16 protein-coding genes and 1 pseudogene are annotated in these 15,201 nt (G+C 69.6%); 4 read left to right on the forward strand and 13 right to left on the reverse strand.

Going from position 1 to position 15,201, the window contains the following annotated elements; genetic code table 11:
• The 6 genes from VR894_RS18910 to mobF form a co-directional block, all read right to left on the reverse strand.
• Positions 1 to 380, reverse strand: a 380-nt coding sequence (locus VR894_RS18910) for a HAMP domain-containing protein (RefSeq protein WP_324654073.1), incomplete at its 3' end; no start/stop codon positions are given.
• On the reverse strand, positions 377 to 1,090 hold the full coding sequence (locus VR894_RS18915) for a response regulator transcription factor (RefSeq protein WP_324654075.1): 714 nt from the start codon (positions 1,088 to 1,090) through the stop codon (positions 377 to 379). The genes VR894_RS18915 and VR894_RS18910, both read right to left, overlap by 4 nt.
• Positions 1,091 to 1,204: 114 nt before the next feature.
• Entirely contained in the window at positions 1,205 to 1,801 is a 597-nt protein-coding gene (locus tag VR894_RS18920; RefSeq protein WP_110853970.1) for a M15 family metallopeptidase, read from the reverse strand.
• 237 nt (positions 1,802 to 2,038) lie between these two features.
• On the reverse strand, positions 2,039 to 2,851 hold the full coding sequence (locus VR894_RS18925; protein ID WP_146237609.1) for a hypothetical protein: 813 nt from the start codon (positions 2,849 to 2,851) through the stop codon (positions 2,039 to 2,041).
• On the reverse strand, positions 2,848 to 3,225 hold the full coding sequence (locus VR894_RS18930) for a hypothetical protein (protein ID WP_146237608.1): 378 nt from the start codon (positions 3,223 to 3,225) through the stop codon (positions 2,848 to 2,850). The genes VR894_RS18925 and VR894_RS18930 overlap by 4 nt, the downstream gene beginning before the upstream one ends.
• A gap of 91 nt (positions 3,226 to 3,316) precedes the next feature.
• The gene (gene mobF, locus VR894_RS18935) at positions 3,317 to 6,862 is read right to left on the reverse strand and encodes a MobF family relaxase (protein ID WP_324654080.1); all 3,546 of its coding nucleotides are present in this window, start codon (positions 6,860 to 6,862) and stop codon (positions 3,317 to 3,319) included.
• A 186-nt stretch (positions 6,863 to 7,048) separates the two neighbouring features.
• Here mobF and VR894_RS18940 point away from each other — a divergent pair, with 186 nt between their 5' ends.
• Positions 7,049 to 7,459, forward strand: a complete 411-nt coding sequence (locus tag VR894_RS18940; RefSeq protein ID WP_324654081.1) for a hypothetical protein — start codon at positions 7,049 to 7,051, stop codon at positions 7,457 to 7,459.
• A gap of 12 nt (positions 7,460 to 7,471) precedes the next feature.
• Here VR894_RS18940 and VR894_RS18945 read toward each other — a convergent pair whose 3' ends face one another.
• Both VR894_RS18945 and VR894_RS18950 read right to left on the reverse strand, forming a co-directional pair.
• Positions 7,472 to 8,257, reverse strand: a complete 786-nt coding sequence (locus VR894_RS18945) for a Fic/DOC family protein (protein ID WP_324654083.1) — start codon at positions 8,255 to 8,257, stop codon at positions 7,472 to 7,474.
• Complete coding sequence (locus VR894_RS18950; protein WP_324654084.1) at positions 8,257 to 8,493, reverse strand: hypothetical protein; 237 nt, start codon at positions 8,491 to 8,493, stop codon at positions 8,257 to 8,259. Before VR894_RS18950 ends, VR894_RS18945 begins: the two co-directional genes overlap by 1 nt.
• Positions 8,494 to 8,711: 218 nt before the next feature.
• Between VR894_RS18950 and VR894_RS18955 the strand changes: the two genes are divergently transcribed.
• Positions 8,712 to 8,912: a hypothetical protein gene (locus VR894_RS18955; RefSeq protein WP_324654086.1), complete on the forward strand. Its 201-nt coding sequence runs from the start codon at positions 8,712 to 8,714 to the stop codon at positions 8,910 to 8,912.
• 85 nt (positions 8,913 to 8,997) lie between these two features.
• Complete coding sequence (locus VR894_RS18960) at positions 8,998 to 9,729, forward strand: TIGR02391 family protein (protein WP_324654088.1); 732 nt, start codon at positions 8,998 to 9,000, stop codon at positions 9,727 to 9,729.
• A gap of 86 nt (positions 9,730 to 9,815) precedes the next feature.
• Here the strand turns inward: VR894_RS18960 and VR894_RS18965 are convergent, their stop codons facing one another.
• Positions 9,816 to 10,397, reverse strand: coding sequence for a recombinase family protein (locus VR894_RS18965; RefSeq protein WP_324654091.1), 582 nt, complete (start codon positions 10,395 to 10,397; stop codon positions 9,816 to 9,818).
• A gap of 37 nt (positions 10,398 to 10,434) precedes the next feature.
• On the opposite strand from VR894_RS18965, the pseudogene VR894_RS18970 reads away from it, so the two are divergent.
• Positions 10,435 to 10,758: pseudogene (locus VR894_RS18970) on the forward strand (ATP-binding cassette domain-containing protein); the annotation flags it as partial.
• 71 nt (positions 10,759 to 10,829) lie between these two features.
• On the opposite strand, the gene VR894_RS18975 reads toward VR894_RS18970, so the two are convergent.
• The 4 genes from VR894_RS18975 to VR894_RS18990 all read right to left on the reverse strand — a co-directional run.
• Positions 10,830 to 11,498 (reverse strand): hypothetical protein, encoded by a 669-nt coding sequence (locus VR894_RS18975; protein WP_324654097.1) that lies wholly within the window; start codon positions 11,496 to 11,498, stop codon positions 10,830 to 10,832.
• A 569-nt stretch (positions 11,499 to 12,067) separates the two neighbouring features.
• On the reverse strand, positions 12,068 to 12,472 hold the full coding sequence (locus tag VR894_RS18980; protein WP_324654093.1) for a hypothetical protein: 405 nt from the start codon (positions 12,470 to 12,472) through the stop codon (positions 12,068 to 12,070).
• 26 nt (positions 12,473 to 12,498) lie between these two features.
• A complete protein-coding gene (locus VR894_RS18985; RefSeq protein ID WP_324654094.1) occupies positions 12,499 to 12,942 on the reverse strand; it encodes a hypothetical protein in 444 nt (147 codons plus the stop codon).
• Between the two features lie 354 nt (positions 12,943 to 13,296).
• The coding region (locus VR894_RS18990; RefSeq protein ID WP_324654096.1) for an ATP-dependent DNA helicase at positions 13,297 to 15,201 on the reverse strand (1,905 nt) is incomplete at its 5' end.

Below are 15,201 nucleotides of genomic sequence, written 5' to 3' on the forward strand. Positions count from 1 at the left end.
TCGAACTCGGTGCCCATGTGGATCTCGGGGACGCGGGCGGCGTAGTCACCGCTGGCGACCTGGGCGGCGGCCTGCCGTACCCGTTCCAGGGACCTGGCGATGCGCCGGGTGAGGAAGACGCTGACGACGACCGAGGTGAGCAGGGCGGCGAGCAGCGCCAGGGACAACGACAGTGTCCACGCCGTGGTGAAGGCCTCCCCGGCGTGGGAGACCACCGAGGAGTCCGCGGGCTCGGCCATGAGCATGTGGTCGTGGAAGATCTCCGGGCCGATGGCTAAGGCGACCGCCCACGCGGTGCCGGCAGCCACGAGGATGACCGCGACGATCGCGGCGAGGAGCCGGGCGCCGAGCCCCCACCGGCGGCGCGGTGCGAGGCTCACTGCCCGCTGCCCATCCGGTATCCCACCCCGCGCACCGTCCTGACGAACTTGGGCGCGGAGGCGTCATCCCCGAGCTTGCGCCGCAGGTGGGCGATGTGGACGTCGACGAGGTGCTCATCGCCCACCCAGCCCGGTCCCCACACCGTCTCGATGAGCTGACGCCGGGAGAAGGCCATGGTCGGGCGGCTCGCGAGGGCCGCGAGGACGTCGAACTCGGTGCGGGTCAACGCCACGGGCTCCCCGTCGATGAACACCTCGCGGCCAAGAAGGTCGATGCTCAGTGGCCCGAACGACGCACCGACCCCGTGCGGGCCGGTGTCCTGGCGTGGGCGGCGCAGCATGGCCCGCACCCGGGCGACGAGCTCGCGAGGGCTGAAGGGTTTGGTGACGTAGTCATCGGCGCCGACCGACAGGCCGATGAGCTTGTCGACCTCCTCCACCCGCGCGGTGAGCATAATGATGTAGCAGTCGGAGAACGTACGCACCGTGCGGCAGACCTCGATGCCGTCGGCGCCGGGGAGCCCGAGGTCGAGGACGATCACGCCCGGGTGCCACTGGCGGGCCCGCTGGATCGCGTCGCTGCCGTCTCCGGTGACCTGGACCTCGAAGCCGTGCCGTTCCAGGTAGCTGGCGACCAGTCGGGGCAGCGGGGCTTCGTCGTCGACAACGAGCACACGGGGCAGGTTCACGTCAGTAGGGACCGCAGTCATGCCGTTCATTCTCACCGTCGGCGTGCCGATCGGTTCCAGGCTCGCTGGACCTCATGCGCGTCCGGGGAGGGTGTGAGCATCGCGGCTGCTCTCTCTTGGGTGCGTCTTCCCGCGTCAGGAGGGTTGGAACGCCCAGTGCCAGGGCTCGCGCGGGGTGTCCTCGACAAACCCGAACCGTGCGGCGTTTGTGCGCATCCATGCCTGCGCCGATGCGTCCAGGTCCAGGTCCACGGCCATTCCCCAGCCGTGCTGGCTAGTGCCCGGCTTGGCGCCCAGGCCGCCCTGCGAGTACAGGCCCTTGCGCCGCACGACGTCGACCTGCACGTCGTAGGAACGGTAGGAGTCGGTGACACCGATGGCTACGCCGTCGGCCGCAGCCGCGGACAGGAGCTTCTCAAACGACTGGGCGGCGGGCGCCCACAGTCGGTGGCCGGTGGTGCCCACAGGTTCGAGAGCCTCACGCGGGATGCGGCCGTTGCCGTACGCCGCGAGATCGACCGGCACGCCGTCAGCGTTGACCCGGAACCCGGACCCTCCGAGGTTGGAGGTGCCGGCAGCCACAGTCGGGGCCGTGTCGGCGACGGCGCTGGCGAGGACCTCGGAGAATGCCATGGCAGAGCCCGCGGCTGGCTGCACGCGTGGGACGGAGAGCGAGCCGAGGGTCGCCTCGATCTGCGCGATGCGCTGCGAGATGGCGAGGATCCCGTCCATCAACACTCCGTTCGTCGCCTACTACGTCCTATCGGCGCACAGCCGCCTATCCTTAGCGAGAACCGCCGCCTCCATCACCCCTGGAGGCGTGTAGCCGACCGGTCTCGCGGAGTTGGGGCCCTCAGCCGCGTTGCGCCGACGGTGCAGGGTCTGGGTCGCCCTTCGCATCTCTCGCCACTGAGCGACCCCGCCCGCTAACGCGCGGACGCCAGCGACCGGCGGCGGGACTGGTGGGAGTCAGTAGCGCGGGGCGCCGGGGAGCACCTCGAGCTCCCAGTCGGTGGTGACGGTGCGGAAGGCGTCACCGTCGACGTTGAGGTCGTCGATGGTCTTGGGGTCGTTGTCTCCGGGCATGAGGCCGTCGTCGGCTCGCCGGTCCCACCAGGCCCAGCAGGTGCCGTATCCGGTCTTGGAGGTGAACTGGACGCCGAGCGGGAGGGAGCCGTCGAAGAGCGTCTGACCGCGGACGTGCTGGGCGAGCAGGGTGGTGACGGCGCGGTTCTCACCGGTGGTGCCGCTGAGGGTGAGCAGCGGCACCCCAGCCTGCCGGAGGGGTTCGGCGAGGTCCAGGCCCAGGCGGTTCAGTGTGGCCTTGTGGTCGATCTGGACCCACCAGCCCTCGGCGGGCATGGCCACGCGATGGAGGCCGCGGCTCATCTGCCAGCCGACACTGACGGCCCAGGGACGTTCGCGGCCGTTGGCTACGGCCTGGTCGCCTACCTCGGTGATGTACTGCTCCACGCTGAGGCCGATGGCGTCGGCGTCGGCCTGCAGGGCGACTCGGGCAGCACGGAAGTCTTGAAGGACCTCGGCGAACGCGGTGGTGGGCCGGTCGGCGAAGTAAACGGTGCGCCCGATGGTGTCGAAGCGGCCGCGACGGTCGGGCAGCTCGGCGGGCAGCGGTCCGACGTGCTGGTTGACGCGCACGGCGACGATCCCGCCGGAGCGGGTGTAGCGCTCTTGGGCGACGCGCCACCCGTCCTGCCCGCGTGCCGGCACGAGGTAGAATCCGGTGCGGGGACAGACCCGGGAGCGTGGAGCGGCGCTCACGCCGCCGGGGATCCGTCGATGAACGCCAGCGCGGCGCCGATGACCTCAGCGCTCTTGAGGTCGCGCACCGCGGAGACGGGGGTCGTCTCCCCGAGCCGCGGGTTGGCGCCCACGAGCCAGGCGAGGGCAACGTCGGGACCCTCTTCCTGCTCGAGGAGGTGCCAGACGCGGTAGCCCAGCCGGAGCTGGTTGACGGTCTTGAGCCGTGGCTCGGGACCGTCGGGCCGCGCCCACCTGGCGGGCTGGCCCCGGTCCTTGGTGCCGGTCATCGCCTGCACGACCGTGGTGCCCACGTCCTCGTTGAGAATCCGCACCAGGTCGTGGATGTCGAGCCTGGTGGCATCGGCGTGCGCAGCAACAACATCGGCTCTCATGCCAAAACACTACGGTCGAAGCAGCGAAAAAGCCACTGAAAATCGGGCCACAAATCCGCAGAACCGTGATCCCGTTGGCTCAGCAGCAGAGTCACAGCTGCGGGCCGCCGCGGCTCGGGGCACCGCGCGTCGGCGGCTCCTGCCGACGTTGACGGTCCTGCTGTTGTCGCCGAGAGAGCTTCTCGCGGGCTTGGGCCAGCCGCTCCGCGGGCGTCAGTTCGCGGCCGTGCTCACGCTCCGGTGCCGAGACGGGGACCCGCTGGTCGTCGCTGGTGGCCCCCATCGTGGCCAGCGCCGCGCCCGCGGCGCGGTAGTCGTTCCCCTCGGCGCCTTCTTCCAGGTGCGGGCCGAGAGGGTCGGTGGTGGTGATCGACCAGCGGTCCCGGTAGCCGGCGACGACGCGCGCCGCGGTGAGCCACTCCTCCACCGACTCAGGTGCCACCGGCCGCGGCAAGTCTCGGGCCCAGGGCGCGTGCCCGTCGGCGACCTGGTCGGTGAGGTAGTCCAGCCGCTGCTCGATCAGCTCGACGTGACGCTGGGTCCACGGCTCGACCTGCGAGTCGACCTCGGGCAGCGGGTCTCCCGCCCCGGCTGTCGGGGCTCGCCACCAGGACACGGGCTCCGGACCGGCCCCGATGCGGTACCGGTCGACGGCGTCCTCGACCTCAGGGACCAGACGGGCGAGGCTGTGGGCGTCCTGCCAGGCCTGTTCCTGGGCGCTGGTCGCGGACACCGCGGCGCCGTCGCGGCCGATGATCCGGCGCAGTGCGTCGGCCGGCGAGTCGGCGGGCTTGGTCTCGTCGTGACCATCTGCCCCGACCGAGGTCTCGGTCACGAGATAGACCCGGTTGTTCTCCCGGCCCCGGGTGACGGCGGTGTACAGCGCCTGGCGGTCGCTGGCCTCGGCGTCGATGAGCGCGTGGGAGGTGTCCACGGTCATCCCCTGGACCCGATGCACGGTCGCGGCGTAGGCGAGCTGGACGTGCTCGGCGACGTACTCGGCAGGCAGTGTCAGGGTGCCGCCGTGCCGGGCGTGGCGCACGCGCAGCCGCCCGTCCTCGGCCCGGGCGAGCACGGTCCACACGTCACCGTTCTTGACGAAGTCCCGGCCCGCCGCGGTGGCCAGGCGCCGCTCGTTGCGGCGGGTAACGATCCGGTCCCCGCGGCCGGCCTGGCTGCCGTCGGCGAGCTGCACCCCGCCGGGCTCGCCCCGTCCCGCTGCCACGAGGTCCCGCCGGGCCTGGGTCGACAGCGCCAGTGCGTCGTCATTCGAGCCGGCGACCATGACCGAGTCCTTGCCAGTCTCGACGTCGTCTCGCCAGGCCGCGTAGACCTCCTCGAGCATCGCCTCGCGCGTGCCGCCGCGCACTCGGCCCCGCTCGAGGTAGAACTGCGCGCCGCCGCGGTCTCCGTCACGCAGCTGCAGCGAGGCCGCGGCCTCGGCTGGGTCGGTGAAGCGGTGGACCTCGCGCAGGTGGGCGGCGCCCACCCGCTCGTCGATCAGCCGCAGCACTCCCCCGGCCTCCACGGCGGCGAGCTGTTGCGGGTCACCGAGCAGCCGCACGCTCGCGCCGTACTCGCGCGCCAAGGCGAGCACCGCGGCGAGCTGGGGCGTGCCGGCCATGCCGGCCTCGTCCACCAGCAGCACCGTGCGCGCGTCCACCCGCAGGCTCTCGGGAATCTGCCCGCGCCGGTGGGCGTCGATGAGCTTGTGGAGCGTCTCCCCGCTGACGCCGAGCTCCTCGCCGAGCACGGCGGCCGCGGCCGCCGAAGGTGCCAGGGCCAGCACCCGTCCGCCGGCTTTCTCCACTGCGCGGGCGAAGGCGGCCATGGCGGTGGTCTTGCCCGCGCCGGCTGGCCCGATCCCGGCCGCGAGCTCGCGGCCCGACCCGGCGAAGTGCGCCGCCAGCGTCCGCTGCCCCTCGTCCAGCGTCCGCCCGGTGCGGGCCTCGACGGCAGCGACCGCGTCCTCGAGGTGCCTGTCGTCGACGCGCAGCCCGCCGGTCCGGAGCGCGGCCTGGACCAGGTCGGCTTCCGCGTCGAGCACCGCCCGGCTGGTGTAGCTGCGGGCCCCGTGCACGGTGTAGACGGACTCGCCATCGGCGCGCCGGAGCGGCGCCGGCACCGGGTTGAGCTCGGGAGGGTCTAGCCGGATCGACAGGGCCTGTGCCCGGTGAGCGACGCGCTCGGCCAGGCCGGCGACGTCACCGCCGGCGGGGTGCCGGCGGACCTGACGCATCGCCTCGGCCATGAGGTGCCACGGCCCCCAGGTGGCGCGCTTGGTCTCCACCTCGCGCACGACCTGAGCGGCGAGCTGGTCGACGTCGACCTGCTCGCCCTCACTCTCACCGACGCCGCCGCGACCAGGCACCGCGGCGGCGACCATGGCATCAACGGCCTCCTGCCCGCCGAGCACCGCGGCGGCACTGCTTCGCCACTGCTGCCGCCGTTCGGTGAGCGTGACACCCTTCTCCTTGCCCTCTCTGGTCTCCAGGGTGGCCTGCTGCGCCAGGCGCAGCTGGATGCGCTTGGGGGGCTCGTGGCCGTGCTCGGACCGGTACTGGGCAAGGAGCTCGTCGTAGGTGTCCTCGATCGCCGCGCGACGTGAGGAGAACACCTCGCGTACTCGCTTGTCGATGCCCGCGACCTCACGCACGGGCTGCTTGCCAGGCCCGCGGGACTCCTCGACGAACTCCACACCGAGCCGCCGGCGCAACTCGTCCTCGACCAGGGTGTTGTACCGCTCCGAGGCGGCAACACCGAGCGCGTGCAGCACGCGGGCATCGAGCGCGCGCCAGCGCCCGTCGGTGCCCTGCACCTTGTTCGACACCGCGACGTGGGTGTGCAGGTTGGGGTCCCCGGTGCGTGAGTCGGCGTGGTCGAACGCCGCGGCCATCAGTCCGCGGGCGTCGACCTGAGCGGCCCCGCCCTTGCCCACCCGGGTCACCCCGGCTTCCTGCTCGACCCACGCGAACGCTCCCTGCCACGCGGCCTCGTGCGCGGCGGCGACTTCCCGGCGCACGTCCTGCCCGCCAAGGGCCCACAGCGTGCTCACCGACTTCACCGGCGTGAACACCAGGTCGTATCCCGCGACGGGCTGGCGCTGTTGCTTGCCCTGCGCCGCGAGGAACGTGGAGCGCTCCTCATCACGCGATTCGCGGCCGAGCCGTTCGCTCAAGAGCTCGCCGGCGACCTGCCACCGAATGAGGTCACGCTCCACTCCAGCCTGCGGCGGACGGTCGTGGTCGACCTTGAACTGCGTGTACGCCGCGGTGATCGCCGAGCGCCACTCCTGGTCGCTCTCCACCGCCGCGAACCGCGGGAACCGCCGGCCCAGCCGCGCGACCTCCACGGCCAGCTCCGGGTTGGCTCCGCGCGCCATTGCCTCGCTGATGATCCGGTCCGCGTCCGGGTGGAGCCCCTCCCCGAACAGGGCACGCATCTGCGCTTCGGACACCCGTCCCGTGACATCGACGCCGGCCATGCCGGTCCCGACCCACCGGCCCGGTGGGTTGCCCTCGTGGGCGTAGTAGTCCGCCAGGGACTCCCCTGCTGCCCGCTGCTGGTCGCCGGTGGCGACCTGCCGTGTGAGGTAGGTGTAGCCGTCGCCGGCGTGCAGGACATGCACGGTCATCATGACCGGCTCCCTCCCGTCGCTGGCCGCGGAACTGGGGCCAGCGTAGCGCACCCACCGGAAGTGCAAGAGGTGTGTACGGGCTCTTTGGTCTTGTCTGTAGGGGTGGCTGGCAGCAAACCGCGGGCGATAGCGTGGGAGGGTTAGGACGCGGGAGTTAGACAAGTTGAGTACGGGGGATGACCAGCGATGGCAAGGACGACGAAGCAGGTAGATGCCAGGGAGCGGGCACGCAAGGCACGGCTGCGCGTGGACGCCGAGCGCGAGCAACGCGACCGCAAGATCGAGGACGCAGCAGCGGACTACTTCACCGCGGCTGCCAACTACGCCGAGGTCGCCGAGAAGCTCGAGGAGGTCGAGGAGCGCATGCGCACGGCGGTGAAGAGCCTGCTCGACTGGGTGAGTCCCAGGCCCGCATCGCCGCGCTACTGGAGATCGGCACCAAGGAGGTCCGCCGGCTACGCGCCGGCATGGACCAGAGCACCGAGGCCACCGCTCAAGAGAGCGACGTTCATACGGGAGCCCACAACGAACCGGCGGAGCGAGGTCTCGCAGGTTCGACGGTGTGAAGGCTCAGCGTCCGGGACGGCGCATCGTTGACCCGTGGTGGGGTTACAGCTGCGGCCCGGGGCGTCGCGGTGAGTCAGTCCCGTAGGACTCACCGTGGACGTCCGGGCGTTGGTGGCGTCGCTGCTCGAACTGCTTGCGCGCCGCCGCCAGACGCTCGGCCGACTGCGGAGTCGCGCTGACCGGCGTCACGCGCTCCGGACGCTCGACGATCAGATCCTTGAACCAATCGGCCATGACGTCAGGGCGGATCTTGCCCTCCCCCCGGCGTGGCATCGTGGCGGCCGACATCAAATTCCAGGCACGGGGGTCGACGCTAGCGAGATCGAGGTCAAAGCGGGACTGCTCAGCGACCTGGGCCAGGAACAGCTTGGCCGTGCGTCCATTACCGTCCCGGAATGGGTGAGCGGCGTTCGTCCACGCGAACACCTCAGCCATCCCCTGCGCGAACTGCGCTCGGTCGGCGCGCTGCCAGTCGGTCGAACGCACGACTTCGCTCGCCCGGTCCAGCGCAAACTCGACCTCGCTCGGGTGGATATGGACGCTGGCGAAGGTGTGCTGTCCCTTCGACATGTCGACGGTGCGGTACTCCCCGGCCCACTCATAGACGTCCTGGAACAGGTGCCGATGGATCGCACGCAAGTGAGCGGCGTCGTACGTCTGGGGAACCACCACCTCACCCAGGCGCAGCTCACGTTCCCGTTGACCGGTCTCGGCGTACTCCAAGCGCGCCAAGATGAAAGGGTCACGCTCGTCGAACAGGTTGCGCAGCGTCCGGTGATCCGGCGGCGGGTAGAAGTAGGCCTCCCACGAATCAAATCGGGTCGCCATCAGCGACCATCGGTCGCCACGCCCCGACGCGCTGCGGCGTGCGCACGACGGCGATACTCCTCAACGTCGATCGCACCGCGGGCGTGGTCGGTCACGTTCTCCACGTCCTCCCGGTTCGGGATCCAGCCGGCGTGCCAGGCCGACGCTAGCGACTGCCGCACCGCCCACCGCTCGCGCTCATCCAGCTGAGCGAACAGCTCGGGCCAGCGCTCCTCGATGTCGAACTTCTCAGCCATGACGGGCCCCTCCCCTGCTCTCCCACCCTACTGAGAAGACGGTTCTCACGGTGTACTGATCCCCAGAGCACGAGACGCTCCACCTCGTGCAAGAGGGCCAAGCACAGCGCCGACCATGACCACCGCGACCGCGAGGCCTTTCTAACCCCCGGGGACGCTGAGGATCATGCTGGAGCGATGCCCGGGGAAAGGGTCACGAGCATGACTAGCATCAACCTATGCCCACCGGCCCGAAGCACTCGAAGCTCACCCCCGTCGCCGACGGATCGGATGACGCGTGGGCCGAGGAGTGCCGCTGCATGATCGGCGCTGACCACTATGAGGGTGATGACGGGCCGGCGAGTGAATACATCAGTTCGTCGGACGCGGAGGACATCTGGCTGTCAAGCGGCCAAGACGAGGACTACGACTTTCGCTAGCCCGGGCAGGCCTCGTCAACCTTGAGCAGCAGTGACGCCAGGCAACACAAGCCCTTCGGTGGCAGCCCCCTGGCAGGATGCATCCATGAGCAAACTCGACACGGCGTGGGCTATCAGCGAGATCGAAGCATTCCTCAGCGTGACCGCCCAGGTAAGCCCCAATCGTCCAGGCTCAGGAATGGTCTACCTCGGCACTGTCATGCGGGGCCCAAGCACCGAGGCTGACGCCCGAGCCCACGTGGTCGAGCAGATCCTTGACCGCGTTCTTCCTCAATGGAAGACGGAGCGCCCAGAGAGGGACAAGGAGTACAGGTGGCTGCGGGGCCAGGCCTCGCGGGCAAAGACCGCGCTCGAACGCCGCGAAGAGCTCGCTCAGAGGCTCGGCAACGACGCTCCCGAGATGGACGCTAGCAAGCTGCACCCCTGGGCATGGGAGAGCGGTGCATCTTTCTGGCGCACCGGCTACTACCACCAAGCCGTGATGCAAGCTGCTATCCGTGTCAACACAGAAACCCAAGCAAAACTTGGGCGGGTAGACGTCTCGGAAACTAAACTCTTCAACGAGGCATTCTCGCTCGACGCCGCTAAGCCGGGTGCGCCGCGACTTCGTCTAGCGAAAGACGACGGTAGCGATACCTACAAGAACCTGCACCGCGGTGCGCGAGCCTTCGCCGAAGGGCTATACGCTGCGATCCGCAATCCCGGCATGCACCAGGGGGCGGGGGTCACTGATGAGCATCTTGCACTGGAGCAGCTCGCCGCGTTCAGTGTGCTAGCCCGATGGGTGGACCAGGCGACCGTCGAGACGGCATCTTGAAGCGGGACGCGAGGCCAGTGGAGCCGGTCGAACGTCCTGTCCGTGGGAACAAGACATGCACGATGAGCACTACCAGGCCGTCCCCATCATTCGCTGAGCTGCACGGAAGGCAGGTACCGGTACACGGTCGCTCGCGAGACACCGAGCGCTCGTGCAATCTCGGTGTGACTCTCTCCGTTGGCGCGACGGGCGCGAGCTATCGCGAGCTTGTCGGGGTCCATCACCCGGGGCCGGCCACCGGCGCGACCCTGCGCTCGGGCGGCCGCCAGGCCCGCCATGGTGCGTTCGCGAATCAGGTCGCGCTCGAGCTCGGCGAAGGCGGCCATCATCGTGAAGAAGAACTTCCCTTCCCCCGTCGGGCTGTAGGTGCCGGCCAGCGTCCCCGTGAGGACGCGTAGACCGATACCCCGGTCACTGAGGTCGTCGGCGACCGTGAGGATGTCTTTGGTCGACCGGCCCAGCCGGTCGAGCTTCCACACCGCCAGGGTGTCCATGCCGTCGCGCATGTAGTCCAGCGCCGCGGCTAGCCCTGGACGATGGCTCGATCGGCTGCTGATCTTCTCGTCGAAGATCTTGATACAGCCGGCCGCTTGGAGGGCGTCGCGCTGCAGTTGGGCATCCTGAGCGTTGGTGGACACGCGGGCGAGGCCGACGAGGTTGTGCGTCACCCCGAAAGCGTCTCACAAACGGTCGCAGAACATAGGGGTGGCCGGGCTCCTGCGACCTGACTCCGGGACAGTTGAGCTCGGCGGCGAACGGGTCGACGACCTACCCGATGGAGAACGATCCGACCTGCGCTTGCGCCGACTGGGTTTCGTGTTCCAGTTCGGGGATCTCGTCCCTGAGCTCACCGTCGTAGAGAACACCGAGCTCCCGCTGCGGCTGACGGGAGTGCCCCGCCGGCACGCACGGGAACGCGCTCTCGAACTGTTAGAAAGCCTCGGAGTGGACGACGTCGCCAGCCGGAGGGTGAGTGAGGTCTCTGGCGGCCAGGCTCAGCGCGCAGCGGTGGCGCGGGCACTGGTTCACAATCCCGCGGTGGGCAGATTGAGCCGCCAGCTCAGCCGCGGGTCACCCGACGAGGAAAGCGCTGGCGATACTCATGACTCAGCCGGATGCCAACGGGCAAAAGCTGACGGTGGGGCAACTAACCTCGCCTGCGGCCGCGTGGATACCACCAAGTCGTCCAACCGCCGGGCATACTCGAATATGAGTGCACTGTCCCGATCGAGCTGACGTAGGTCCTCCAGCGGTCCGGTAATGGTGTAACTCCGACCATCCCGGGTAAACCGGGACCGAGTGACGCCGACACCGGTCCAGTGCCACCAGTAGGCGTGAACGACATCGTCACGCCGTCCCTTGACGTTGACGCGCTCTGCCCAGTCGAGGATCACGCTGAGCGGCTCCGAGAGAGCATGGCCGCTATCCACCACCCTACGGAGCCGCTTCACCAATCCCGTCCAGTTCAGGTCGACATGCTCGAACTGTTGTCCTTTGCCCTCGGCGCTCAGGATCACTCGCTTCATCGCAGCTTCGGCGTGACCGCCAGCGACCGTAACGGCACCAATTCTCTCGTAGAGAGAAGCTCGAAAACTGAGGTCGGCGGCAGTATCGCCGCCAAGACGGCCATACCGAAACGTGGCGGCATCCAGGTCGGCGTTATGGGGTCGCGAGATCACGGTCACTTCGGCAGAGTATGAGAGGTGCTCAAAATCGTGATCGAACCGGTACACGAACGCCGCACCTGGCGGGGGCCACTGCTCCGTCATGAGTAGAGCATTGCACCCACCCCCTACAGCCACACGGTTGATCGACCCTGGCTCCCCTGGCGTGCCGCGCCATCCAGCCGCCGGCTCTCGACGCCACGCATCTCAATCGGAGACCATGCGTGGATGCAGGTCGGCGATGTGGACGGCCACGGCCGATACGGCGTCCTCGACGAGGATGCCGATGGCTTGCTGTGTCAGGAGTGCGGGGCACCGCTTCACCCATCTCGGCCTGCACGCCTACAAGGCACACGGGCTCACAGCGAAGGAGTACCGCGCCGCGCACGGGCTGGGCCGGCGGGGCTGGTCGCCGAGACCACGAGACGGACCATCGCGGACAGTGCACGGCAGCAACTCTCCTGCAAGAGCTTGTTCGTGCAGAACCGGGACCCGGCGAGGGCCACTGCAGCGCGTCTAATGGCGGGGAGTGAGTTCTCGCCGGCGCGTCTGGAGGCGATGCGGCGAGCAAGCACCGGGAAGGGGGCCCGACAGCGGCTCGAACCGTCGTGGCTTGCGAGCAGTGCGGGTTGGAGTTCTGTCCGTTGACCGGCGCGAAGAGGCGCCGTTTCTGCTCACGTTCGTGCGCCTCGAAGTTCAACCGGGCGAGCCGGTCTGGCTAGCGAGGACTGTCGTACCAGCGGACCACGCCGTTCGCGGAGTGCGCCCCGGCTGAGTGCACCTGAGGCTGCGTTGAGAGCCCCGGCGGCGGTCTCCACCTCGATCGCGGCGGTGACGGTGCCGGTGGCACCGTCACCGCGGTCGTCCTCCCATGCGTAGTGGACTCCGTCCTCAACCGTGGTGTGCCAGACGCCGAGGCGCCGGCAGGCCTCCTCGAGAGAGTCGATGGTGGCGCGCAGCTCCCCGAGCATCGCGTAGGAGTCTGAGGGGACGGGCACGTCGCGAGTTCGACCGCCGAAACTGCCTAGTCTTCGTGCGCCGTCAACACGCAGGATGGGCTCGCCGCCGCGCTCAGCCATGGCTTCGGTCTGCCAGGTGCACAGAGTCACGGCGAGTTCCCCCTTCGATCGCGGGCATGCCGACGGCCCTGTTCCCGACGGATTGGTGTGGCGTGCGGCACCGTTGGCGCCTGCGCGGGCCACCGCCGGTATGCCTCGAACTGGCGCGCGGTGGGTTGGCGTAGCGTCCGGCGAACCCAGACGAACGGGCTGCGGATTGCGACGTGTGCGAACTTGATCGTGTTCATCGCGCCCCACAGCGTCGGCACCCACCACCAGCCGGAGCTGTCGACGTGAAGGTGCCCTCCGCTCCAGGTCATCGCCAGGTAGTACAGGGGTGTGAGAGCGACACCGATGGGAAGGCCCCACTTGATCCCGCGGTCGGTGTTGACCCAGCGGACCAGGTGGCTGGTCGGCATCCATGCATGGAAGAAGGCGTAGACGTGGAGCGCGAGCGCGAACCAGAACCGGAAGATGAGGTAGAAGAGCACGATGCCGCCTCTCGCTCATGGCCGGCTGGGGATGAGCCAGCCCCCTCGCGGTGAAGGGTGGCGCTACCGGTTCCGCCGTTGCGTCGGTAGACGGTGAGGTTGTGGACAACTCGCGCCTGTGGACGGCCGTTGTCGGCTCCGTTCGCCCCGCGTGCGCGGGGGCGACGAGACGAGCAGTTTCGTCGTCAACCGCTCATCACCCCGACCCTCGCGCCGGGGTGACGGCGCGCTCGCTCGGCGGGATGACCGGCACGACGGCGTTATCCACAGATTCCTAGCCAGTGGCCCCGTCGTTGGGTACTTCCGTCCACGCTGGGTTCCATGCGCGCGATTCCGGCAGAGGCCTGGGGCGTCCTAGAGACTGCGCGTGTGCGCGCGCGAACGGCCCGCTGCGCCCCTGCGGACCTGGCCGGTGGCCTCGGCACGGCGGAGGGCTTCCGCGGCGCGGCGCCGGTCGCGTTCTTGGACGAGTGTTTGGGTCGAGGCGCCGAGCGGCGCGGGGCCGGTGATGCCGTACCGGTCACGATAGGCCGCAACGACCGCCAGCTCGTCGAGCCAGCGTTCGCGATCGCCAGCACCGAGCGGTCGCTCACCATCACGAGACAGCCACGCCGCCTGTTCGCGGACCGCAGCCGCGGTGAGCGTGCGGGCGCGGTGCTCGATGAGCTCGCGGCGTTCGGCCAGCGCGCGAGCTGCGTCGGCGGGCAGCGGGCCGATGACGGCCGGGATGAGTCCGGCGATGAGATCTGGCGTCACGCCGGGTGCGGGTCGTGCTGTGGCTCGGGCGAGGCGGGCGGTGAGGACGGCGGCGACGTCGTCGGCGTCGAGCAGCGTGCGCTGGGAGACCAGGCGCGGCAGCAGTGTGTCGACGTTGTGGCGGTTGGCCTCGGCGCGGCGCAGCTCGGCCATCAAGACGTTGAAGGCTTCGGACTTGATGGCCCGGTCGGCTTCGGCGGTCGTGAGCGCGCCCGCGCTGACAAGCGCGTCGGTGACGAGCCGAGTCCAGCGGTCGCGTTGGGCGATGCCGGCGATGGTCTCGTACTCGGCTGCGACCTGCCTGATTCCGGTCCACCGCTCCTGCTCGGCGGTGGTGGTCTGGTGCGCGGTCAGCTCGAGTCCGGAGTGGTTAAGGACGCCGAAGAGGACGGTGCGCGCGGAGGTGTCGGCGTCGGCCGGGGTGGCGTGCAGTGGGTCGGGCTTGTCGAGGGCGACGTAGGCGGTGTTGGCGCGTCGGCCGCGGGTCATGGATACGTACAGGTTTTCGCGGGTGGTCGACGGGGAGACGACGACGTGCGCGGTGTCGACGGTGATGCCCTGGGCGCGGTGGGCGGTGACGGCGTAGCCGAGGTCGACGTGCCGGCCGACGTACCCGGCCGGGAGCGTCACACTCGCCCCGCTGGGGTCGCCGACTCGGTGCACGTCGAGCCTCCCGTCGCTTCCGACGTGGGTGACGGTCCAGCGGTCGCCGTTGCGGACCCACGTGTCTGGGCTGGGGCGCAGTCGACGGTCGTTGCGGCGCGTGATGATCACATCACCGGCCGACGCGCGGGCGTCATCGCGCAGCGGGACGTCCCGCCGCGTGGACGTGAGGCCCGACTCGATGCGTTCGGCACGGGCACGCTCGTTGAGGTGCCGCACGGATTCGGCGGCCTCGGTGACGAGGATGGCCGAATGCCCGACGCGCAGGTCCTCCTGCCATGCCTCGTACGCGGCGTCGATCATGGCCTCGGTGGTGCCCTCGAGGATGCGGCCGTTGCTCTCGTACGCGTCGATCGCAGCGACGTCGCCGTCACGCAGCGCGAGGGACGCGTCCTTCTCCCACTCGTGGACGAAGCGTCGCACCTCGACCAGCTGTGCGAGGTGGCCGTCGCGGGCCTCGACGAGCATGGAGAACGCTCCGCCGGCGTCGACGGACTGGAGCTGGGCCGGGTCCCCGACGAGGACGACCTTCGCGCCGACCTCGGCCGCGCGGGTGGCGATGTCGTCCAGGGTGCGGGTGGAGGCGAGGGTGGCCTCGTCGAGGATGACGAGCTGCCCCGTGCGGAAGTCCGCTTTGCCGCGCCGGTGGTCGTGGACCCACTTGGCTGTGTTGTCGCAGCCGATGCCAAGGTCTTCGGCGAGCACCTGCGCGGCGGCGGCCGACGGCGCCATGCCGACCACGGACCGGGGCCCGTGCTGGGCAGTCCAGGCACCGAGAAGGGCGGCCATCGCAGTGGACTTACCGGAGCCCGCCGGGCCGACCAGCAAGTCCAGGCGCCA

The sequence above is a fragment of the Georgenia sp. H159 genome, from assembly GCF_035607575.1.
GTDB lineage: Bacteria > Actinomycetota > Actinomycetes > Actinomycetales > Actinomycetaceae > Oceanitalea.

What these genes read in the sequence shown, in the direction of transcription:
- VR894_RS18960 (WP_324654088.1), top strand. Translation starts at nt 8,998, where the DNA reads ATGAGCAAACTCGACACGGCGTGGGCTATCAGCGAGATCGAAGCATTC.
- VR894_RS18920 (WP_110853970.1), bottom strand. Translation starts at nt 1,801, where the DNA reads ATGGACGGGATCCTCGCCATCTCGCAGCGCATCGCGCAGATCGAGGCG.
- VR894_RS18915 (WP_324654075.1), bottom strand. Translation starts at nt 1,090, where the DNA reads ATGACTGCGGTCCCTACTGACGTGAACCTGCCCCGTGTGCTCGTTGTC.
- VR894_RS18975 (WP_324654097.1), bottom strand. Translation starts at nt 11,498, where the DNA reads ATGACGGAGCAGTGGCCCCCGCCAGGTGCGGCGTTCGTGTACCGGTTC.
- VR894_RS18945 (WP_324654083.1), bottom strand. Translation starts at nt 8,257, where the DNA reads ATGGCGACCCGATTTGATTCGTGGGAGGCCTACTTCTACCCGCCGCCG.
- VR894_RS18930 (WP_146237608.1), bottom strand. Translation starts at nt 3,225, where the DNA reads ATGAGAGCCGATGTTGTTGCTGCGCACGCCGATGCCACCAGGCTCGAC.
- VR894_RS18955 (WP_324654086.1), top strand. Translation starts at nt 8,712, where the DNA reads ATGCCCACCGGCCCGAAGCACTCGAAGCTCACCCCCGTCGCCGACGGA.
- VR894_RS18950 (WP_324654084.1), bottom strand. Translation starts at nt 8,493, where the DNA reads ATGGCTGAGAAGTTCGACATCGAGGAGCGCTGGCCCGAGCTGTTCGCT.
- VR894_RS18940 (WP_324654081.1), top strand. Translation starts at nt 7,049, where the DNA reads ATGGCAAGGACGACGAAGCAGGTAGATGCCAGGGAGCGGGCACGCAAG.
- VR894_RS18980 (WP_324654093.1), bottom strand. Translation starts at nt 12,472, where the DNA reads ATGGCTGAGCGCGGCGGCGAGCCCATCCTGCGTGTTGACGGCGCACGA.
- mobF (WP_324654080.1), bottom strand. Translation starts at nt 6,862, where the DNA reads ATGATGACCGTGCATGTCCTGCACGCCGGCGACGGCTACACCTACCTC.